The sequence below is a fragment of the Rheinheimera sp. genome, assembly GCF_036782235.1.
Taxonomy (GTDB): domain Bacteria; phylum Pseudomonadota; class Gammaproteobacteria; order Enterobacterales; family Alteromonadaceae; genus Pararheinheimera.
The window spans coordinates 1-21,731 of record NZ_DAIPZL010000011.1 but is presented as its reverse complement, the minus strand read 5'-3'; the positions used below and the strand labels follow the sequence as shown (position 1 = coordinate 21,731).

The 21,731-nt window shown below is 46.6% G+C and carries 23 protein-coding genes; 12 read left to right on the top strand and 11 right to left on the bottom strand.

Features of this window, described 5'->3' with window-relative positions; translation table 11 throughout:
* Window positions 1–184 precede the first annotated feature (184 nt).
* From serC to V7P87_RS12370, 9 genes are all read left to right on the top strand, one after another.
* Complete coding sequence (gene serC, locus V7P87_RS12410) at window positions 185–1,267, top strand: 3-phosphoserine/phosphohydroxythreonine transaminase (RefSeq protein WP_333797780.1); 1,083 nt, start codon at window positions 185–187, stop codon at window positions 1,265–1,267.
* Window positions 1,267–2,556: a 3-phosphoshikimate 1-carboxyvinyltransferase gene (gene aroA / locus V7P87_RS12405; protein WP_333797704.1), complete on the top strand. Its 1,290-nt coding sequence runs from the start codon at window positions 1,267–1,269 to the stop codon at window positions 2,554–2,556. Before serC ends, aroA begins: the two co-directional genes overlap by 1 nt.
* A gap of 115 nt (window positions 2,557–2,671) precedes the next feature.
* Window positions 2,672–3,355, top strand: a complete 684-nt coding sequence (gene cmk / locus V7P87_RS12400; protein ID WP_296298570.1) for a (d)CMP kinase — start codon at window positions 2,672–2,674, stop codon at window positions 3,353–3,355.
* Between the two features lie 102 nt (window positions 3,356–3,457).
* Window positions 3,458–5,134, top strand: a complete 1,677-nt coding sequence (rpsA, locus tag V7P87_RS12395) for a 30S ribosomal protein S1 (RefSeq protein ID WP_296298572.1) — start codon at window positions 3,458–3,460, stop codon at window positions 5,132–5,134.
* A 75-nt stretch (window positions 5,135–5,209) separates the two neighbouring features.
* Window positions 5,210–5,494, top strand: a complete 285-nt coding sequence (gene ihfB, locus V7P87_RS12390) for an integration host factor subunit beta (protein WP_260656471.1) — start codon at window positions 5,210–5,212, stop codon at window positions 5,492–5,494.
* 49 nt (window positions 5,495–5,543) lie between these two features.
* On the top strand, window positions 5,544–5,786 hold the full coding sequence (locus V7P87_RS12385; protein ID WP_260656470.1) for a lipopolysaccharide assembly protein LapA domain-containing protein: 243 nt from the start codon (window positions 5,544–5,546) through the stop codon (window positions 5,784–5,786).
* 5 nt (window positions 5,787–5,791) lie between these two features.
* On the top strand, window positions 5,792–6,922 hold the full coding sequence (locus V7P87_RS12380) for an N-acetylglucosaminyl transferase (RefSeq protein ID WP_333797703.1): 1,131 nt from the start codon (window positions 5,792–5,794) through the stop codon (window positions 6,920–6,922).
* 18 nt (window positions 6,923–6,940) lie between these two features.
* A complete protein-coding gene (pyrF, locus tag V7P87_RS12375) occupies window positions 6,941–7,645 on the top strand; it encodes an orotidine-5'-phosphate decarboxylase (RefSeq protein WP_442967972.1) in 705 nt (234 codons plus the stop codon).
* Between the two features lie 20 nt (window positions 7,646–7,665).
* Window positions 7,666–9,375, top strand: coding sequence for a potassium/proton antiporter (locus V7P87_RS12370; RefSeq protein ID WP_333797779.1), 1,710 nt, complete (start codon window positions 7,666–7,668; stop codon window positions 9,373–9,375).
* A 70-nt stretch (window positions 9,376–9,445) separates the two neighbouring features.
* On the opposite strand, the gene V7P87_RS12365 is transcribed toward V7P87_RS12370, so the two are convergent.
* The 9 genes from V7P87_RS12365 to V7P87_RS12325 form a co-directional block, all read right to left on the bottom strand.
* Window positions 9,446–9,952 (bottom strand): hypothetical protein, encoded by a 507-nt coding sequence (locus tag V7P87_RS12365; protein WP_333797701.1) that lies wholly within the window; start codon window positions 9,950–9,952, stop codon window positions 9,446–9,448.
* Window positions 9,953–10,418: 466 nt separating this feature from the next.
* Window positions 10,419–11,600 carry a zonular occludens toxin domain-containing protein gene (locus V7P87_RS12360; protein WP_333797700.1) on the bottom strand — a complete coding sequence of 394 codons (1,182 nt, stop codon included), beginning with the start codon at window positions 11,598–11,600 and terminating at the stop codon, window positions 10,419–10,421.
* A 2-nt stretch (window positions 11,601–11,602) separates the two neighbouring features.
* Entirely contained in the window at window positions 11,603–11,986 is a 384-nt protein-coding gene (locus V7P87_RS12355) for a hypothetical protein (protein WP_333797699.1), read from the bottom strand.
* The gene (locus tag V7P87_RS12350; protein WP_333797698.1) at window positions 11,983–13,416 is read right to left on the bottom strand and encodes a hypothetical protein; all 1,434 of its coding nucleotides are present in this window, start codon (window positions 13,414–13,416) and stop codon (window positions 11,983–11,985) included. The genes V7P87_RS12355 and V7P87_RS12350 overlap by 4 nt, the downstream gene beginning before the upstream one ends.
* A 17-nt stretch (window positions 13,417–13,433) precedes the next feature.
* Window positions 13,434–13,634: a major coat protein gene (locus tag V7P87_RS12345; RefSeq protein WP_333797697.1), complete on the bottom strand. Its 201-nt coding sequence runs from the start codon at window positions 13,632–13,634 to the stop codon at window positions 13,434–13,436.
* Window positions 13,635–13,953: 319 nt separating this feature from the next.
* Window positions 13,954–14,298: a hypothetical protein gene (locus V7P87_RS12340; protein ID WP_333797696.1), complete on the bottom strand. Its 345-nt coding sequence runs from the start codon at window positions 14,296–14,298 to the stop codon at window positions 13,954–13,956.
* Between the two features lie 12 nt (window positions 14,299–14,310).
* The gene (locus V7P87_RS12335; protein ID WP_333797695.1) at window positions 14,311–15,564 is read right to left on the bottom strand and encodes a phage/plasmid replication protein, II/X family; all 1,254 of its coding nucleotides are present in this window, start codon (window positions 15,562–15,564) and stop codon (window positions 14,311–14,313) included.
* Window positions 15,557–15,811 (bottom strand): hypothetical protein, encoded by a 255-nt coding sequence (locus V7P87_RS12330; protein WP_333797694.1) that lies wholly within the window; start codon window positions 15,809–15,811, stop codon window positions 15,557–15,559. The genes V7P87_RS12335 and V7P87_RS12330 overlap by 8 nt, the downstream gene beginning before the upstream one ends.
* Window positions 15,808–16,257, bottom strand: a complete 450-nt coding sequence (locus V7P87_RS12325) for a hypothetical protein (protein ID WP_333797693.1) — start codon at window positions 16,255–16,257, stop codon at window positions 15,808–15,810. Before V7P87_RS12325 ends, V7P87_RS12330 begins: the two co-directional genes overlap by 4 nt.
* Before the next feature lie 112 nt (window positions 16,258–16,369).
* Here V7P87_RS12325 and V7P87_RS12320 point away from each other — a divergent pair, with 112 nt between their 5' ends.
* Window positions 16,370–16,729 carry a DUF3693 domain-containing protein gene (locus tag V7P87_RS12320; RefSeq protein ID WP_333797692.1) on the top strand — a complete coding sequence of 120 codons (360 nt, stop codon included), beginning with the start codon at window positions 16,370–16,372 and terminating at the stop codon, window positions 16,727–16,729.
* Between the two features lie 153 nt (window positions 16,730–16,882).
* Here V7P87_RS12320 and V7P87_RS12315 read toward each other — a convergent pair whose 3' ends face one another.
* On the bottom strand, window positions 16,883–17,401 hold the full coding sequence (locus tag V7P87_RS12315; protein WP_333797691.1) for a DUF1543 domain-containing protein: 519 nt from the start codon (window positions 17,399–17,401) through the stop codon (window positions 16,883–16,885).
* A gap of 286 nt (window positions 17,402–17,687) precedes the next feature.
* On the opposite strand from V7P87_RS12315, the gene V7P87_RS12310 reads away from it, so the two are divergent.
* Window positions 17,688–20,072 (top strand): collagenase, encoded by a 2,385-nt coding sequence (locus V7P87_RS12310; RefSeq protein ID WP_333797690.1) that lies wholly within the window; start codon window positions 17,688–17,690, stop codon window positions 20,070–20,072.
* A gap of 26 nt (window positions 20,073–20,098) precedes the next feature.
* On the top strand, window positions 20,099–20,719 hold the full coding sequence (locus V7P87_RS12305) for a hypothetical protein (RefSeq protein ID WP_333797689.1): 621 nt from the start codon (window positions 20,099–20,101) through the stop codon (window positions 20,717–20,719).
* Between the two features lie 111 nt (window positions 20,720–20,830).
* Here the strand turns inward: V7P87_RS12305 and V7P87_RS12300 are convergent, their stop codons facing one another.
* Window positions 20,831–21,451 (bottom strand): hypothetical protein, encoded by a 621-nt coding sequence (locus V7P87_RS12300; RefSeq protein ID WP_333797688.1) that lies wholly within the window; start codon window positions 21,449–21,451, stop codon window positions 20,831–20,833.
* Window positions 21,452–21,731 lie beyond the last annotated feature (280 nt).

The following is a 21,731-nucleotide window of genomic DNA, read 5'->3' as shown; positions in this document are numbered from 1 at the left end:
AAAAATAACCTGCAACAGGCAGATTTTTGGTTTGCCGCTTTGCTAATTTGCGGTAGAGTGTTTATTCCAAAAAGAAGCCATCCAGATGGCAAAAAACTGTTGCGGTGCTGCCATAAATGAGCTCCAGCAATAGCGCCAGGTCCACGCCAGGCCCGTTTTTATTTTCCGTACATTCAAAGAGGACATCATGACAACTTATAATTTTTGCGCAGGCCCGGCTATGTTGCCAACTGAAGTTATGTTGCAGGCGCAGGAAGAGTTTATTAACTGGCATGGTCGTGGCTGCTCCATTATGGAGATGAGCCATAGGGGCAAAGACTTTATGGCTGTGGCCGCCAAAGCAGAGCAGGATTTACGGGATCTGATGCAGATCCCTGCGCATTATAAAGTGCTGTTTATGCATGGGGGTGGCCGGGGGCAGTTTGCCGCAGTGCCACTGAATTTAATGCAAGCTGGTAAAACGGCAGATTATATAGTGTCGGGCGCCTGGTCTAAGGCTGCCGCCGAAGAAGCACTAAAATTTGGTGCTGTAAAAACACAACAAATTCAGCACAAAGTGGATGGTATCCGCACTTTAACAGCGGAAAAAGACTGGCAGATCGACCCGAACGCCAGCTTTGTGCATTTTTGCCCGAATGAAACCGTGGATGGCCTGGAGTTTACCGGCGTACCAGAGACAGAAGTGCCATTGGTGGCCGATTTATCGTCCACTATTTTATCAAGACCACTGGATGTCAGCCGTTATGGCGTAATTTACGCCGGCGCGCAGAAAAACATCGGCCCATCCGGTCTGACAGTGGCCATAGTGCGCGAAGACTTATTACCCAAAGCCGGCAGCAATATTCCGGCCATTCTGGATTACCGCTTAGCAGCGGAAAACGACTCTATGTTTAACACTCCGCCAACTTATGCCTGGTATCTGGCAGGTCTGGTGTTTGAGTGGTTAAAACGTCAGGGCGGCGTCGAGGCGATGGGCAAATTAAACCAGCAAAAAGCCGACACGCTCTATGGTTATATTGACCAGAGTGATTTTTACCGTAACGACGTAGCGCCACAGTACCGCTCCTGGATGAACGTACCGTTTTTACTGGCAGATGAACGGCTGAATGATTTGTTTGTAGCAGAGGCCGAAAACGCAGGTTTATTGGCGCTGAAAGGTCACCGGATGGTGGGTGGTATGCGCGCCAGTATTTATAATGCTATGCCACTTGCCGGCGTACAAACCCTGGTGACTTTTATGCAAGAGTTTGAGCGGGTGCACGGTTGATGAAAAGCTTAACTTTATCCCATGTCACCAAAGCTCAGGGCACAGTGCATTTACCAGGTTCAAAAAGTATCTCGAACCGGGTGTTATTACTGGCCGCTTTAGCCAAAGGCGAGACCCGCATCAGCAATCTACTGCACAGTGAAGATGTGGAGCATATGCTCAACGCTCTAAAAAAGTTAGGTGTCAGTTACCAGTTGTCTGAAAGCAAAACAGAATGTGTGGTGCAGGGGCTTGGTGCTTTGTTTTCGGTGAATAAACCGCTGGAGTTATATCTTGGCAATGCCGGTACCGCAATGCGGCCTCTGACTGCAGCATTGGCGGCTTCCGATGTGGATGTCACCTTAACAGGTGAACCCAGGATGTACGAGCGTCCTATCGGCCATCTAGTGGACGCTTTGGCGCAGTGGCATTGTGATATTGAATATCTCGGTCATAAAGATTACCCGCCTTTGCGTATTCGTGGCAAAAGGCTCCTAGCCGGTTCGGTAAAAATTGACGGCAGTGTGTCAAGCCAGTTTTTAACTGCTGTATTGATGGTGGCACCATTACTGAATGGTGATTCAGTGATTGAAATTGAAAGTGAGCTGGTTTCCAAACCTTATATTGATATTACGCTGGCACTGATGAGCCGTTTTGGCGTGGAAGTACACAATGACAATTACCAGCGTTTTATGGTGAAGGGTAAGCAGCATTATCAGGCTCCAGGCGATTTTCTGGTTGAAGGTGATGCGTCGTCTGCCAGTTATTTCCTGGCAGCTGCGGCTATCGCCGGCGGTACTATCAAAGTCACGGGCATAGGCAAAAATGCCGTGCAGGGTGATATTCATTTTGCCGACGCGCTCGAAGCTATGGGTGCCACAGTGGATTGGGGTTTTGATTATATTTCGGTTACGCGAAACCAACTTCATGGCATTTCCCGTGACTATAACGCTATTCCGGATGCAGCCATGACCATTGCGACCACGGCGTTATTTGCCAAAGGGCCAACCCTTATCAGCAATGTGTATAACTGGCGTGTCAAAGAAACCGACCGTTTAGCGGCAATGGCAACTGAACTTCGTAAAGTGGGCGCCATTGTGGAAGAAGGTCAGGATTATATCCGGATTGAGCCACCTGCAGAAATTCAGCATGCCAGTATCGCCACTTATAACGACCATCGTATGGCCATGTGTTTTTCGCTCCTGGCATTTGCCAAAGCGGGCGTGACCATTGAAGATCCAGACTGCACCCGCAAGACCTTTCCTCAATATTTTGAAGTGTTTGCAGCATTAACTTCACAAAACGCGTAACCTAAAAAGTTACGCGGTAACACCTTGTAATTTATTGGGAAAACCGCGCTTTTTGTCACAATTGTCTGTATAATGCCGCCACTTTTATTAAAGTGGCGAATTTTATGGAGGCACTATGCAGCATGCGCCGGTAATTACCATCGATGGTCCTGGTGGTTCAGGCAAAGGCACAATTTGCCGTTTAGTGGCGCAAAAGCTGGGTTGGCATCTGCTCGACAGCGGCGCTATTTACCGGGTTTTAGCGCTGGCCGCCATTCACCACAATATTGCACCTGAAGATGAAGAAGCACTGCAACCGCTGGCAGCGCATCTGGATGTGCAGTTTAACTGCGACGAACAATGTAACGTACGCATTACGCTGGAAGGCGAAAACGTCACCAATACTATCCGCACCGAGCAAGTAGGCTCAGTTGCGTCTAAAATTGCTTCTTTACCGCGGGTGCGGGAAGCGTTGTTACGCCGTCAGCGTGCTTTTCGCGAAGCACCGGGTTTAGTAGCGGATGGCAGAGATATGGGCACTGTGGTATTCCCCGGTGCTGAAGTAAAAATCTTCCTGACCGCCGCCCCTGCAGAACGCGCCAACCGGCGTTATTTAGAGTTGAAACAAAAGGGTCTTGATGTTAACATCGGCGACCTTTTGAGCGAAATTCAGGCAAGAGATGAGCGCGATATGAACCGCGCAGTTGCTCCGCTGAAACCAGCAGACGACGCCTACTTACTGGATTCGACCAGCAAAACTATTGATCAAGTGTTGGAAGAGGTTCTGAGCTTTGTTAAAAAGCAATTGAACCAGGCCTGAGCCTTCACTTTGGACAGCCGCTGACAAGGAATGTTAACGGTAAATTAAGCAACCCCACTTTATTTGGATGCAAAGTGGAGCAACTAACTGAAACAGTGAAAAATGACTGAAAATTTTGCACAATTATTTGAGGAAAGCCTCAAGACTATCGAAACTCGCCCAGGTTCAATCGTTAAGGGCACTATCGTAGCTATTCATAAAGACGTAGTACTGGTTGACGCCGGTCTGAAATCTGAAGCTGCGATCCCGGTTGAACAATTCAAAAACCTGGCTGGCGAGATTGAAGTGAACGTTGGTGACATCATCGACGTAGCTCTGGATGCAGTTGAAGATGGTTTCGGTGAGACTCTGTTGTCTCGCGAAAAAGCCAAGCGTCACGAGTCCTGGGTACGCCTGGAAAAAGCCTGTGAAGATAAAGTTACCGTTATCGGTGTTATCACTGGCAAAGTTAAAGGCGGTTTCACTGTCGAAGTTGACGGTATCCGTGCATTCCTGCCTGGTTCATTAGTCGATGTACGTCCAGTACGCGACACTCTGCACTTAGAACACAAAGAACTTGAGTTCAAAGTTATCAAATTAGACCAGAAGCGCAACAACGTTGTAGTTTCACGTCGTGCTGTGATCGAATCTGAAAGCAGTGCTGAGCGCGATACACTGTTACAAAACCTGGAAGAAGGCATGGAAGTTAAGGGTATCGTTAAGAACCTGACTGACTACGGTGCATTCGTTGACTTAGGTGGCGTAGACGGCTTACTGCACATCACTGACATGGCTTGGAAACGCGTGAAGCACCCAAGCGAAATCGTCAATGTTGGCGACGAGATCCCGGTAAAAGTTCTGAAATTCGACCGTGAGAAACAACGTGTTTCTCTGGGCCTGAAGCAAATGGGTGAAGATCCATGGGCCGCTATCGCATCTCGTTACCCAGAAGGTGCTAAGATCACTGGTCGCGTAACTAACCTGACTGACTACGGCTGCTTCGTTGAAATCGAAGAAGGCGTTGAAGGTTTAGTACACGTTTCAGAAATGGACTGGACCAACAAAAACATCCACCCATCTAAAGTTGTTAACTTAGGTGACTCAGTGGAAGTGATGGTTCTGGAAATCGACGAAGAACGTCGTCGTATTTCTTTAGGCCTGAAACAGTGTAAAGCTAACCCATGGGAAGAGTTCGCTAAGGGCTTTAACAAGGGCGACCGCGTTTCTGGCAAAATCAAGTCAATCACTGACTTCGGTATCTTCATCGGTCTGGACGGTGGTATCGATGGTCTGGTTCACTTATCAGACATCAGCTGGAACTCTACCGGTGAAGACGCAGTTCGCGAATTCAAGAAAGGTGACGAAGTTTCTGCCGTTGTACTGCAAGTTGACCCAGAGCGCGAGCGTATCTCTTTAGGCATCAAGCAATTAGACGAAGATCCGTTCAACGGCTACCTTGCTGATAACAAAAAAGGTGCTATCGTTAAAGGCAACGTAACTGCTGTTGACGCCAAAGGTGCTACAGTAATGCTGGAAGGTGGCGTTGAAGGTTATGTTCGTGTATCAGACATCGCTCGTGAGCGTATCGAAGATGCATCAACAGTACTGAAAGTAGGTGAAGAAGTTGAAGCTCGTCTGATGGGTGTTGACCGCAAAAACCGCGTAATCAGCCTGTCAATCAAAGCCAAGTTCGAAGCTGAAGAAAAAGAAGCTATGGATTCTATCAAGAAGCAAGATGATGCTGACTTTGGTGGCAATGCAATGGCTGAAGCATTCAAAGCAGCCCAGAAAGCTGACTAATTAATGCTGAAGTAAATCGGTTGGGGCTGCCAAGCCCCAGCCGAATTCTCCAGACCACATTGTAGCGGAGGGTCTATGACCAAATCTGAATTGATTGAAAAGCTCGCAAGTGATTTTCCTCACGTCCAAGTCAAAGATGTTGAATCCTCAGTAAAAGAAATTCTGGAACAAATGGCCGGTTCTTTAGCTGCAAATGAACGTATTGAAATCCGTGGTTTTGGTAGTTTTTCTCTGCATTACCGTGCACCACGTGTGGGCCGTAACCCAAAAACGGGTGACAAGGTTGAACTTGACGGCAAATATGTCCCGCATTTTAAACCAGGTAAAGAGTTACGCGATCGCGTCAAAGAAAACACCTGATCAGGGATGTTTTAGTACCAGCACAAGCTGAGTACAAACGGAGTTGGGTTTGAGAAAACTGATTTACATTTTATGTTTTGTTGCTTTGGTTGTGGTTGGCCTGTTTTTTGGCTCTATTAACCAGCAAGCAGCTGAACTCAACTATTTTATCGCTAAAGCTGAGTTGCGGGTTGTGGATATTGCCCTGCTGTTTCTGTTACTCGGCTTTGCCATAGGCTTAAGCTTATCTTTGTCCATTCTGATAAAACTCAAAACCAAACGCTGGTTTTCTAAAGCTATCAGCAAGACCTGACCCCTATGCTTGAATTGCTTTTCCTGTTACTGCCAGTTGCCGCCGCTTACGGCTGGTTTTATGGCAGAAACAGTCTTCGTCAGGAAGAGTTAAAAGGCAAAGCAAGTGTTGCGAAAAACCTGTCGTCCGGCCTTAATTTTCTACTTACAGATCAAGAAGATAAAGCAATAGAACAGTTATTGCAGCTGCTGGATATTGAAGCTGCGACTATTGATACTTATCTGGCGCTGGCGAATTTATTCCGTCGCAGAGGCGACTGGGATAAAGCTATCCGCATTCATGAAAAACTGCATCAGTTAAAATTACCAAAACACCAGGCACAACAAATTCAGCTGGAGTTGGCAAACGACTATTATTCGGCTGGTTTGTATGACAGGGCAGAGCTGTTGTTAACAGCGTTGGTCAGTACTGATGCGCTGCGTGAAAAAGCGTTAAAGCAACTTTTTAGTCTGTTCATTGCCACACACGACTGGCATAAAGCGGCTGCTTTTGCCCATGAAGTAGATAAAACCGATTCTAAGTCGCTGCGTATTGCCATTAGCAATATGCGTTGTCAGGATCAGAAAAAGCCACTGGATGCATTTGCGTTGCGACTTTTAACACAACAGTATCCCCAGTCTATCCGGCCCAAAATGCAGTTGGCGCAATTGTTATTGCAACAGCAACAACTTGATGAAGCGGCAGTTGCTTTTAAAGCTGTATTGGCCCAAAAACCACAATGGGCGGCTGAAGTGTTGCCGGGCTTAATCCAATGTCAGTTACCGGCGCAAGATTGGTATCAGCTCCTGAGTCAGCTTGCGCATCAGCATAAAAACATTACAGCCACTATCTATTTGGCAGACTGGCTGGTGCAAACCGGCTCGCCGGCAGCGGGTGAGCAGCTGTTGCTGGAAAAACTGCAGCAACAACCGAATATCCGTTTATTCCAACGGGTGTTGCAGCTTCGTCAGATCACAGAACCGGAGCACAGAGCAGCGCTGCACTCAATAGAACAAATGGTGAATGCTTATCTGGAAACTAAAATTTTGTTTAGTTGCCGCAATTGTGGTTTTAAAACACGGCAAGCTTATTGGTTATGCCCATCATGCCAGCAGTGGGAAACTGTTGAACCCTTAAGTGGTATTGATGGCCGTTAGTAAAAGAGGAAATTGTACATGGCACAAAGCCCTATAGTTGTGGCCCTTGATTTTGAACAAAAAGCCGCGGCGCTGGACCTGGTTAGCCGGCTTGATCCGTCTTTATGCCGGTTAAAAGTGGGCAAAGAAATGTTCACCCATTTTGGTCCGGATTTTGTTCAGACATTGCATCAGCGTGGTTTTGAGGTCTTCCTGGATTTAAAATTCCACGACATTCCAAATACTGTTGCCAAGGCCGTCCAGGCCGCTGCAGATCTCGGAGTTTGGATGGTGAATGTGCATGCCAGCGGCGGCTGCCGCATGATGGCTGCGGCCCGTGAGGCGCTACAGCCTTATGCTGCTGAGCGGCCATTATTAATTGCCGTAACTGTGCTAACTTCAATGGAACAAGCAGATCTCACTGAGTTAGGCATCAACCGCTCAGTAGCTGAACAGGTACAACACCTGGCTGGCTTAACACAACAAGCAGGCCTTGATGGTGTCGTGTGTTCAGCGCAGGAAGCTCAGATGTTAAAACGACAGTTTGGTCAGGATTTTTGTTTGGTGACGCCTGGGATCAGACCATCCTTTGCCACTGCAGATGATCAAAAAAGGGTGATGACGCCCAAAGAAGCGCGTTCTGCCGGTGTTGATTATATGGTGATAGGGCGCCCCATCACCAAGGCATCAGATCCACTGGCCGCTTTGCAGGCCATTTATCAGGAAATTCAGACCCCGCAATAAAGGATGTGCTATTGGATGCAGTGAACCTCAGTATTCTGATTGCCGGCGCGCTGTTTTCGCTTAGTATTATCGCCACGTTAATTTCGGCGCGCTTCGGTGCGCCGTTATTATTAATATTTCTGGTTATTGGCATGTTGGCCGGTGAAGACGGTCTGCTGGGCATTGTTTTTTCTTCGCCCGATACCGCTTTATTAATCGGCTCTGTTGCGCTGGTGATTATTCTGTTTGATGGTGGGATGCGAACGCCACCTGACAGATTTAAAGTGGTATTAGCACCAGCCGCCGCATTGGCGACTGTTGGCGTATTAATCACCTGTGCTGTGCTTGGCATAGCTGCAACCTGGTTGTTTAATCTCACTTTTTTAGAGGGATTGTTACTAGGGGCTATCTTAAGCTCAACCGATGCAGCTGCGGTGTTTTCCATCTTTCAATCGGCCGGACTGAATATTAAAGAGCGGGTGGCATCTACCCTCGAAATTGAATCGGGCAGCAACGACCCTATGGCGGTGATGCTGACCTTTACCCTGGTCAGTGTGGTTGCAGGCGACGCCAATCCAGACTGGAGACTGGCCATCAGTTTTTTCCAGCAAGCAGTCATTGGTGCACTGGCGGGTTACCTTGGCGGCAAAACGTTCATCTGGATGTGCCGCCGTTTAGCGCTTGGCGCAGCTTTTTTTCCGCTATTTGCTGTTTCTTACGCACTTTTGATCTTTGCTTTCACCAACCTGTTGGGCGGTAGTGGTTTCCTGGCTGTGTATCTGGCCGGGGTACTGATTGGCAGTGCACGACTGGCTCAGTTGCAATCTATCTTGCGCATGCACGATGGCCTGGCCTGGCTAAGTCAGATAGTGATGTTTCTGATGCTGGGTTTACTGGTGGCACCGGCAAAACTTTTTCAATACGCCATTCCGGCTCTGCTACTGGCTTTGGTAATGATTTTTCTGGCTAGGCCGCTGGCCGTGATTTTAAGCCTGGTGCCATTTAGATTTCCGGTTCATGATCAGATCTTTATCAGTTGGGTTGGCTTAAGAGGTGCTGTGCCTATCATTCTTGCACTGATCCCCTGGCTTGCTGGAGTGCCAAACCACGATTTGTACTTTAACGTGGCGTTTTTTGTGGTGATAGTATCTTTGTTGATCCAGGGCTGGTCTATTGCACCGGTGGCGCGCTGGTTAAAACTCCAGGTGCCGAAATCACCAGGGCCTGATCATGTGATGGCTTTAGAAGCTGTACCAAGCCACGATATACTGCAGCTGCTTGCCTATAAAGTAGATGCCAGCTCGTCTGTGATTGATGCAGATTGGCAACAATTGCCGGTGCCGGATACAGTGCTGTTTCTCGGTGTTATTCGTCAGGGAGAGTGGCTGCAAAGTGCAAACTGTGCATTGTTTAAAGCAGAGGATACGCTGATGGTGTTAGCCAAAGCCGCAGATAGTGCTCATTTAAGCGAAGTGTTATCCAGTTATGCCGCAGCGGCTGCGCTCAACCGGCAAGATTTTTTTGGTGAATTTGTCTTAAACGGCCAGATCCTGTTATCTGAGTTGGCTGCGTTCTACACCATAGAGTTTGGCGAATTAAACCCACAACAATCTTTATCTGAGTACATCACAGAGCGTTTTCATCGTCGGGTTGTGGTAGGCGACAGCCTGCAACTGGATCAGCTGGTACTCACAGTGCGGCAACTGAACGACAAAGACGAAATTCTGCAGGTTGGTATTAAAGCCGCCTGAATATCAGGCCGTTACCATTGGCAGAGCAGGGGGCTCTGCCTCTAGGTCGATTCAGAAAATTCAGGCACAACTAAAGGCCACGCTCTTTGATGTAATCTTCCATTTCCTGCCAAGTGATAAAAGATTGCAGTTTTTCTTCAGACTTTTTATCAAGCGGCGGCCTTAATTCCAGCAAGTATCTGTTGCCTATTTGAAGTAACACCAAACGGTAAGCAAACTTGTAATTTGGGATGCCTTTTGAGCGGACCCAAAGCTGTGGTGTCATACGGGTAAATTCCGCATCCGACTGTGCTGCGGTATACACTTTTTGGTATTGCAACGGAATGCGAAGTACCAGCAAACGTTCATCGTAAGGAACTTCGGTGGCAGTAACTGCGTTTTTACTGTCGAGCTCCATCATAGAAATTTTTTGGTTTAGTTTTGTGATCTCTTGTTTTAACACATCATTTTCGTTACGTAACTTAGAAAGTTCTGCAAGCAGCCCAGTATGTTCATCACGTAATTTTTTTGCATTGACCAGTTCAACATTGCGTCTTTTGCGATAATTCCGTTGCCGTTCGGCGTTGCTAAGTGCCATATAAAACTCATGTTTTTGGGTTTTGGCCAAGTATAGAACATCAGTTACGTAACAAGTAGATTTTAATAAAACCGATGGAGCCATGTAAAAATACTTCAGCCTGCCAAATAACACAGAGATGGCACCAGCATAAACCATGAAAAGCGGTTTAAAGCCAGCAGGTTTTGTAGTTATACATTCATACTAAATATCCCATAATGACTTTATTATGTTCAATATAATCAATAACTTAGTAGATATATTTGTGATGATATGTCAGGCGCTGAAAAATCGCAATTGTTGGGTGTTTTGTTTCATTTTGAAACAAGAGTGCACTATTACTGTGTGCACTCTTTAGAGTGGCACCCAAAACGGCGCGAAAAACGATAAAGCATAAAAAAAGCCCCTTCAGGGGCTTTTCAGTTTGGCAGGGGGAAAGCTGCGCTTTCAGCGGCCGCTTTGCGGCCTTGGTTGCCGTTCCCGTTGGTCACTGCATGACGCTGGAAGCGTCATTTTTAACTTCTGCATACGCCATTTTATCCGGCATACAGTTTAGCTGTTGCCGTCCATCTGGAAGCATTACCAGCGCAGTGCAATCGCCTGCGGTGATTACTTTGTAATACGTCGGGTAAAACGGTTCGCCATCGTCTGTCACAAAGGCCATGTTATATCCCGTTGATGTTTTTTCCCATCCGGCAATGTAAATGGTCTTTTTTCGCTCTGTGGCGCTCTCTGCTGCTTTATCTTCGGGTTTTTGCTCTGGTTTAGGGTAGTAGTATTCGTAAGGCGCTACGGGCTTGGCAGAGCAGGAGCCAAAAAGCTGCTTGTAGGCTTCATTACAAGACCAGATACCTTTTTTGGGTTGTTCGGGTTCATAAGTGACGAGGGCGTTTACTGTGAACGCAGCCAGTAAAGCCCCTATTGAAAAAAAGTGGTATTTACCAAAACGGAAGCGCTTGAGGCCATCTTTGAATTCTCTCCATTTAGTTGTGTATCGGCCATGCGTATAGAATGGCGGCAGGACTGAGGCAAGCCCTTGTATTTCGTCGTTTGAGGTGAATTGTTGTTCTGTGTCGTAGGCGTTGTAAAGGTTGGTGCCGCGATACATCCAGCGGTCAACAGTAGGACTGTTGTCGCGGTCGCCATATTTGACAATCCCGAGGTGAATTTTTGGCGGTTTAATGCCGAGTAAATGCAAAATCGGGATTTTAAATCGGTCGAACCGGCGACAGTAAACAACGTGTTCAGCGAAAGAGTCTCTCGCCTGGCTATCCATAACAGCAACGTCCTGAATGATGAAATAAATATCCCACCTTAATTTACGGGCATTTCGGAACCACTCGATAACCTCAGCGCGGCCTTTATCATTCCAGCCCCTTGAGTTAAACCATGTACCGCATTCGTCCAAGACCAAAATCCCGTTTTTATTGTCGTCGGCATGGTCTAAGTCATGGCCGCGAGGCAGGTTATTTAAGTCGGCAATGGTTGGTTTATTGGGTATGCGGTATATCTCACAGTTTTTTGACCAAAGGTTATTGGTTAGGTGTTCAGGGAATAGATTTACATTAGTTGCGACTTTGCGGCCTTGAAACAGGTATTGCTGAATGCGGGAAACGGCGACAAGCGATTTGCCTGCGCCGAGTTTACCAGTGATGACATAGGCGGGCATGGTTAAGCCTTAAAGAAACCAAGGGCGCGTTCGGCCATTTTTGCTTTGAGCTTGGCGACTTCTTTTGCAAGGTTGTAAACGATGCCGAGAATGTAGGTTGTGGCAATCATGCTGGCACAAAGAGATAGCGAAGGGGGCATCATTCCGGCAATGGGAGCCAGCATTAACTGGCTCATTGGGTGCATTGAGCGGATAGCGTCCAAAAGCATAGCGTTGGCTGTTGTGATTAACCCGGTTATCAGCGTTGCAAGGGCAGTGAAAAGCAGCAAATAAATTGCCATGCTTTTTAATGCGCCTGACAAATAAGCCACCATAAACCACTGGAAAATCTTGCTTATGATAGTTCTGAAAAAAGCCATGATTGGCAATATCAGCAATGGGATCATGATAGGCGCTCTTTAGTTAAGATGGTTGCTACATAGGTGAAAATGAAAATTGCGGTTAAAAGCCAGATAACTATCTCCAATACCATAGATATTTTCGGGGCTGCGTCACAAAAGTCTAAAGACCCATGGCGGCCAAAAGATATTGGAGAGCAAGACGAGCCTGCTATATCAAAAACATCAGCAAGCGACTGAGCGCCAGAGAAAATGCCTTCAATGTGTTCTTTATCCGTCAAAGCATTTAAGCCGGAATTCTGGACATGGTTCTCAACGTCGGTTTGTATGCCTGTGTATGCGTCAGATAAATGCTGATTGTAATCAGGCAGCACAAGCTGATCGCCTTGTTCCTCGCCGCTTATCGCATCACCGTTTTTTACAAAATCTAATAATTCATCCATTGAGCCTTTTATGCCGTCGAGCTTATCGCCATGTTGCTGAGTTTGGGCGGCCACCTGATTGGCAACAGCATCAATATTGCCTTTGAGTGATTCGACAGAGTTTCTAATTGCGTCAAGTTTGGCGTTATCTGTGCCGGTACCTGCGTTGTTAGCAATGACAGCACCAAGGTATTTAAACCCCTTCGTCATTTGGTCGGTATTGTTATCTATGCGTTCTGATACGTAATCAGTGTGCTTTTTCATATCTGCGCGGAGCAGGTCGAGCCGCTCAGTTATGGGGGTAAAGTCCTGAGTAACGTTAACAGTGTTACCACCAATTGTGCCAGTTTGCCCGCCAGTGTTGCCGGAGGCTGGGGGGTTGCTGCCGCCAGTCGAACCGCCGCCAGTCGAGCCACCATCCGGTGGTGGAGGGTCAGTTGGGTCGGGGTCTGGTGTTGGGTCAGGGTCTGGCTCAGGGTCTGGATCTGGCTCAGGGTCTGGTTCGGGTTCATCTGGTGGACTTTCAGCAGTACAAGAATTTTCTGTGATCTTATGGCTACATTCATTGAGATTTGTGCCTATGCAGATTTGTCCTTCAGTAGAACAAAGCAAGGGCTGTGGATTTGGGCCACCTGTGGTCTTGCCTTCAATTGATATACAACGAGATGCAAGACTATTAAAAAATCCACTAACAGTTTGTCCGGCAGAATGTTTGCAGGTATCGGTTTCAGGGTATTGAAATGGGCCGGAAGAGGAATAACCTATGCTAACTGAAGTGGGTGAGCCATTTTTAATACAACTTAAAGTTGTTTGATTGCTGGCAATAGTGCAATTAGAAATTGAAGAAGAATTATAGACAACAGTGACACTCTGTAAAATATAACGCCTAACAGAATCTGTCCCAGCCGCATGAATTGAGGTATCTATAAAAAGTTCATTTGGCTTGAAACTAACAGGCTGGGAAAATTGAGCGTAAATACTATAAATTCGTTGAGTTTCAGAAAAGGCAGAAAAGCCCCACAGCAAAGTGATTAAAGTGATTACGTACTTTGTCATGGGGCTTTTCCTTGGTCTTAGGTCGCTTTGTTGGCGAACTTCTTAAACAGCTTGATACCGATAGTGCCTACAACGATGGCGATAACTACAGGCCAAGCCGCAGCTAACAACGCCGCAGCTTCAGTACCAACATCTGCAATTGCATCAGTGGCAGGAGAGGCGACAGCTGCGCCAGTTAAAAATGTTGCTGCTAACAGCAATAAGTTTTGTTTTTTCATGGTTTAACTCGCTACTTGATAGGCAAAACGCCTGAACATATAAAAGCCGGCGCCAACGCACCAGCCGGTGATACCAGCCCCAAAACAGAGGCCGATGCTTTCTGTGAATGTCATCATCATTTTGCGGACGACTCCCACGAATTCATACCGAGGAAAAAGCAGACACAGGCAATGGCTGAAACAACCACATTTACAGCGGTTTCAATGGCCGAAATAACAGCGGCTATCTGCGTTGGGTCTACTGATACGGTTTCCATATATCCCCCGTCTTTTTGCCGCCTCTTACCCCGTAAAGGGGCAAGAGGCTTTGCAAAAAGGATTATTTTTGAAACATGTCTTTAACTTCGTTTGAAAGGTAACGAGTTAAGCCGGGCGTTGATGTTCCTTCCCAAAGACGCTCCCAAAAAGGCAGGCTAATTTGTTGGCCTTCAAATTGGGCTAATTTGGCGGGAACGCCATCTTTAATAAGCTGTTCTGAAATTACCATTTCGATAATGGTTTCTTCTGTGCCGTAGTTGCCTTGGCGAATTACAGATATTCCGCAGTAAAGAGTTGTTCTGACTACGCCTTGCGCATTTGGTCGGCCATGTTGTTGACGAACGCCTTTATAAACGCCATTTACTGTAAGACCCTGAAAAGTTGGTATTGATAACATGTTTGTCATTGGTGGTTTCCTTTACGAAACGAGGCGCAATAGCGCAGGCTGTCGCTGATATTGTTCACGCAGGGATAACGGTTCAACAAAATCGGCGGGTAATTGTTTAGCAAAATCGACATTGATAAAGCGGATTAACGGAACGACATTTGACACTTCGCCTGTGAAATTCATTAACTGAGCCAGTGATAAACCAGCGGCCTGAAATTCTTTTAAGCGTCGCCCCCAAGTTGCACGGTCATGGGTGCGCTTTGTGTGCTCATAGCCTTTTGTGGTGATGGTATTAAACAGGTCAAAAAGTTTATTGGCCTTGGTGTAAGAGTGAGAGCCATCTTTTTTGATTCTAAAATGGGCGAGCTTTAACGCCTCAAATACTTCTGTATGGTTATGTGCATTCATGGTGGCACCTTCAAAGGCTTTCAAAATTGGATTAAAAGAATCAAGCCAAAGATTCTGGATTATGTCGGGGTTGCGGGTTTGATAAGCTGGATCACGTAGTTCAGCAAAGCTGGTCGAATAGCCAAGGCTATTAATTTTGCAGGCAAAAACTCGGGATTCTAAACGCACTGCGGCGTAGGCATATTCTCTAACGGTTGGCGAAGTTATTTGCAAAAGCTGGTATTTAAGATGATTTAATTTTGTTGCAGCGTATTTGCGGGTTAAAACCGAAATTTGTTTATTTAATTCATCTTCTTTTAAATAAATCTTTTGTTGTGAGTGTCTGGAACCCTTATTGATATAAGTTGTTGTTTTGAACTTTGGATCACGATAAGGCTTTTTTTGCCCAATCTTAATTGACCCTATAGCATCAATAACTGTTAAAGCAGTTTCTCTGTTTTGAACGTGGGCAGTGTAGGTAACATCGAGATAATCAACGGTTGCATAAGCCCAATCTAAATATTCAATAGGGGCTAAACCAGAGAAGCAAAAAGCCTGCTCAATACACTGAATACACAGAGATAAATTATCGGAGCCGTAGACATTGTGACCCTGCAAGAGCTTGGCTGGATTACCAACGATTTTTATGTACGGGTAGCATTTAAAATCTGTGCCGTTGACGAATTTAAAGGCCAGTGATGCGAAACTTGACGGGATAGATTCAAATTTATGGCGCAGGCGTGAAACCACCGGAACGCCGTTTTCGTAATCTATCTGGCCTTCCATGGAAAGCCCGAACTTTTCAGCAATGAATTTATCATCCAAAAAGGCATTGTCACCAACTTGGTGAACGTATTCAGGCATGAAAGGAACGGAGATTGCGACCATATCAATCATGGTGAACCACCGCTAAATTGTTAAGGCCATTCCTTTGCAAAAAGCTGTAAAAGTGGTTGCGATTAAAGAAAATCAACCAAGCGCCGTTAATATCGGTGATGCGGAAGGCGACTGTATTGTGATAAGGGAACTTAACGACAGCCAAAAAATTGCAGTTGCTTAGGCGGCGAATTACCAGAGATACGGCAAAGGGCAGGTGACACTGCATTTGTTCTTCTGTGGCTGAAACAACTGAAAAATCTGTCATTGTAAGTTATCCACCGTTTCTGTGGATAAACTCAGATTGAGGTTGCAAACCCAATCGCCATCTGCGGGAGAAAAAACCGACGGATTGAAACAACCCGCCGAAAGGTCGAGGCACGTTTTACCGCAGAGAACACAGGAAGATGACTGTGACAGCTTTTGCACTTGTGGGCTGCGGCCAGAGCGCAAATCAGGTGCCGCCACAGTCAAATCAGAAAATTCAAAAGGAATGGCGTTGTCATCGAGCAAACGCATTGTCCATAAATCAGACTTTAAAGCCTGATGGTCGAGCTTAAACGGGTGCAACACAATGTCGCACTGAGGCGTTAAAGCGCGAACGGTTGCAGTGACTTCAATTTCAACAAAGCGCCTGTGGTTATGACGCTTTACGATTTTTACTGAGCTAATGAGCTTTGCTCTATGTAATTCAATCACTTCTTGTATGGTCATGGTTGCAGCCCCTGATATACTCGATTAACAAATAAACAGCTAAGTTTTCATCCATGAAAACTATTTAGGCAGAATTTAGTTTTCATTTGTGAAAACGTCAAGAGGTTTTTTTATGAGCTACAGCGCAACACTGATTGAGACACTGAAACAAACGAAGGGATTTGCAAAGGACGCTGAAGTTGTAGCGGTATTGCCAAAAATGACGAAAGGAAATTTATCATCGGTAAAATCAGGACAACGACACCTGACAGAAGAACAGGCGCTGTGGATAGCTCAGCAGTGTCAGCTCGACGCCGGACTAGTCCTTGTCGAGCTTGCTGCTGAGTGCGCCAAAACTGAAACCGCACAAACGGTATGGCACAACCTAGCAAAAAAGCTGAAGGCAGCGACTAGCGCAATCGTTTTAACTAGTTTGCTGCTGTTTTCGCACGTTTCGGGGCATTTTCCCCACCAAAGACGACATATCCCATAATGTATATTATGTTAAATAGAATGTTCAAATTCTCAAATGCCTTTAACAGATCATCTGTCGCCTCGTCTGCCAGGAATGCTCTGTTACAGTTGCCAGCTGCGCTCTGCTGCTTGGTTTTAAATACTGAGCCTTGTCGCTGGCTTCTTTAGTCTGTCACAACAAAATATAATCGTTTTGTTGTTTGATACCCTGATGTGGTTCAAGACTCAGGCTGATATAACGGCCGCCAATGTTGTCTATGGCGATACAATCGTCTAAATCCCACAGATTGTCAGTATGTGGTTTATCCCATTGCGCAGCCAACATGGTTTTGCCTTTTTGTTTGGCGCTGACTTTGTCTTTGGCAACAACCAGTAAATAACGATGTTCTTCACCAAAATGGCCATACTGATACCCCCCAAGATTTATAAAAAATAATCTGGGCTCGCCTGCTGCTGGTGCTGTGTTGCTGAAACCGACTTTATACTGCTCAACGCCATCAACTGCCATCCAGGAATCGATGTGTAAACCTTCTGAGATACCAAACCACTGCTCGCGCAATTGTGGATACAGCTGTTGCAGATTGTCACCACTGACAAAAACCACATCATGCACTTCAATTTTTGCCGCAGCATGGCGACCACCTAACATCACAATATAAAGCACTTTATCTTCCTTTTTCTGCTGCAACATCACAGTAACAAGCCTTTTCCAATGCACAGCGTTTTAACCGCCTGAACACAGGATTGTTTGCTGTACCACAAAAACCTAGTCACCAGCTTTGCCGTTTTGTTTCCATAACAGCGTTAATTTGCCGGTTTTAGGTGCTTTTATAACCAAAACAACTTAACAATCCGCGCCATTAAAGCGAAATAAACCAACTCAAATATATTGTATACAATATATATTGTGTTAACTTATCCCTACCTGCGCAGGTAACACAATTATAACGATCACTCACCGAAAGGAACATGCCTTTATGAACACCCATCTGAAGCTGCTGCCGCTTTTGCTCAGCAGCGGTTTAGTTATGGCGCAGGAACAGGTGCAACTGACACATCCTGGACAAATCAGCGTCGATTTACAACGTCAGCATCTGACTGAACTCGCCGCTAAACGCCCGCACACAGACAAAAATATGGTGGCGCCACCCCGTTTAATGTCGCCTGTTGAATTTGAAAAGGTTCAGGCGAAAATTTACGCGGAAAAACATGGGCTAGAGTTAAGCACACGCTGGCGCCCTGCTGCAGATCAAGAGTACTCCCGGCACAGTCTGAATAACCTGTCCAAGCACAACAAGCCGCAACCTAGCAATGTCACAACAGCGGCAGTCAGCTGTAGCAGCCCTGTCGATTTGCTGAATTTATATGGCAACGAACTGGTTGATGCTGTCAGAAATGCCAGCTTAACCGGTTGTTTATACAAACTTTATGATGTGAGCCTTGTAGGCACTGCACATTTTTCTGATAGCAAAATTTTAACTATTGCCAATGCCATTAATGAGCAGCTGCAGGGTTTTGACGGTTCAGACGCCTCTGGTGCTGTGGTGCTGGAAAAACTGGTAACTTATTTAAGAGCGATGCACTGGGCTGAATCTGCCACTGGCCGCAGTTTTGCGGCCAATTATAAAGCTGCGTTGCAACAAGCTTTTAGCCAGTATTTTGCCGGCGATCATTTTGTGCAGTTTAACGGCACCAGTTCACGCAATTATTTCCTGCGGTATGAAATGCTGATTTTAGTGCGAAGCTCAGGCACCGAAGCCTTGCAATTTTTACCCAGGATCAGCGAAGCACTGCAGGGGTATGCCCAGAGCGTAAACCGCAGCAATAACTGGGGTGTTGCCTATGAAGAAAACGGCATGACCCAAATTCTGACGCACTATTTTAATGCAGTAAATATAGGTGGCGCTGAGCTGGACCAGCTCCTAAGCACCCATCCGCAAATTGTCACCAGACTGCGGGACTTTGTCTTAAACGATGGCTTGTGGCTGGTGGGTCATACCCGCGAATATCAGTTTAATGATGCAGTGTCAGAGCTTGGCCGCATGCTTAAACTTGGTGGTGCTGTTGCCGACACAGTGCGTCCGGCGCTGCAGCATGTGCTGTCAAGCTACAGTTATGGCGGCACCGGCTCACAAGCCTGGGTTAATGCACAAGGTATGGTAAAAGCCTACGACAGCGCCAATTGCAGTATGTACGGCAATGCCTGTCAGTTTGATCTCGAATCCACAGTGTTATCCGGCAGCCACTCTTGTGGCCCAACCCTGAAAGTCCGGTTCCAGGGGCAAATCAGCAACGAAAATCTGGCTGGTATTTGTAGCAAACTGGCAGCCGAAGAAAGCCTGTTTCACCAAACCTTTAACACTAACGCCAACAGCCCTGTGGACAATGACAATAACACAGCGCTGGAGATGGTCATTTTTAAATCCTCCACCGATTATCAGAACTATGCCGGTCAGTTTTTTGGCATAGACACCAACAATGGCGGTATGTATTTAGAAGGAACACCGTCAGATCCAGCGAATCAGGCGCGTTTTATCGCTTATCAGGCCACCTGGCTGGCGCCTGCTTTTGTGGTGTGGAATTTAGAGCACGAATATATCCATTATCTGGATGGCCGCTTTAACCAGTGGGGCAGCTTTAGTGACCAACCACAGAACTCAGTCTGGTGGGGCGAAGGTTTAGCTGAATATTTATCACAACCGGCCACCAATCCCAAAGCGCTGGCCGTTGCGCCTAATAAAACCTATCAGCTCAGTGAGTTATTTCAAACCACTTATGCCAATAGCAATACAGCCCGCACCTATCACTGGGGTTATCTGGCCGTGCGTTTTATGTTTGAAAAACATCGTGCTGATATCGACCAGCCGCTGCTGCCTACTTTGCGTGCTGCCAAATACGCCATTTCCAGCGAAGCCTGCAGTTTTGACTGGGGTTGGCGTTACAAGCCAGATGCCATTGCCAATAACTGGAGCTGGTTATATGACGACAGTGCCTGGGGTTCTGGCAACTGGGTCTGGACCTGTGGCCAGCAAAAAGTTGATTTACCTGAACTACCGCCTTACACACCCTATCAGGATATTCTGAAAACCTGGGGCACCAACTTTGACCTTGAGTTTCATCAATGGCTGGACTGTGTAGTTGCAGGCCAGGGCATTTGCCAGGGCAGTTCGTTCCGACCTGCCGATCTGGATAAAAACGGCGCCGTTGATAAACGCGATATTGAGCTGTTTAACCAGCGGCTTCGCAGCAAAACCAATTTAACCAGCGAACTCGATTTTAACCTCGACAAGGTTGTGGACCAGCGTGACGTGCCGGCCATGAGCAAGCTTTGTGATTTACCGCGCTGCGCTATTGCAGCCTAAGCAAATTTAGAACAGGAACTTATAAAATGAATTTATTAAAAACCACATGTTGCCAGCTTATTCTGGCTTGCTTGCTGCTGCTCAGCACCTCGGCTAATGCAGCGCTTATTCGTATTCAAACCGATCAACAGCAATATCAAACCGGTGACACAGTGACCGCCTGGCTCAGGGTTGAAAATGCCACTGAAACCCTGACCGGCTTTTTCCTGGCGCTGCAATATCAGCCAGCACAGCTTTGGTTAGAAAGCTGGACTTTTGGCACTGGTTTTAACGACGGTTTTGGCTCTTATGCGTATTCAGCCCATGATTTAATCAACGGCAAACTGTCACTGGAAGAATATGCTGACTGGGCGGCCGATCTGGACCTGTTAATGGCGCAGCAGCAACAAGGTTTTGTGCTGGCCGCCTTTAAATTTACCGTAAAAAAAGCGGGCAACTTTGTCCTGGAACTTGATAACAGCTATCTGGGCTTCCTTGGCCAAAGCGCCAATATGCTCAGCCCTGACTGGGCGGGTGTCAGTATTCAGGTGACCGACCCTACAGCTGTCCCTGCACCGCCATCAGCACTTTTGATGTTGTGCCCGCTGTTATGGCTGAGTCTGCGTCGTACTTTGTCTGTAAAACGCACAAAAGCAATGCTGTCATAACCATAGTTCCGGTTATTGCAGAGCCTGCTGATCAGCAGGCTCTGCAACTTCGCTTTTTCCAACAACTCCTTTTGAGGCTCAGGCAAAAACACCAGCAAACGACAGGTGCTTTTAGCGTGACGCTGAAAAAAACATACCCTGCTGACAATCTGTGGGTGCTTTGTCACCTTGTGGGAATAACCTGATTTGGTCATAACTGCCTTTGTCTAACGGTTTTATCACCAGCTGTTCAAATTCGGTGGCCACTGTTGCAATGTACTGGCCTTGTGAGCTCAGAGCGTCAATATCGGCCTGATGACTGTCCACCACGGCGCTTATTTTGTTGCTGAATTCGGCCTGTTGCGCTAACAGTTGTGGGTCCGGTCCCTGGCGCTGCCCGGCCTGCTGTTCTATCTGACTGGTCAGATGCTCAAGCGCTTTGCTCTGCGTTGCCAGTTCCAGTTCCATTTGTTTGAGTGGTGCTTCGAGCTGTTTCATTCGCTGCTCTGCAAGCTGTAATTCCTGATATAACTTCAGCTCCTGTGCATTCAGAGGGCGCTCTGACAACACTTTACAGTCTTTCAGTACCTGCAACTGATAGCCGCTACCGCCAGAATTTGGTGACTGAGTTCCGGCATTGGCAAGCGCTGAGCTGTCCGCGGCAGCACCAGCGTTGCTACAGGCACCAAGCTGCAGTGCGGTTAAAACCAACACAGGGGCAATAAATTTCAGATGTTTGGGTAAATGGTTCATAACAGGCTCCGCATTCAGGTAAAAATCTGCAAATAGTTTGCATAACGACATAGTCGGACCCAGTCGCCGAAAAGTTTGGTTTTTTCTTTATGGACTGACAAAACCACTTTGTGATCAGCAAATGAAACAATGCCAAAGTCAGCTGAAAAGGCTTTGTTTAGAAGCCTTTATTTTTAAAAAAAGAACTGCACCGCTGCTGCACTTATTAAAAAAAACCAGCGACATGGCTGTAATGCCGATCAGATAAGAAAATTTCAGATCGGTTGACCGATCCAGTGGC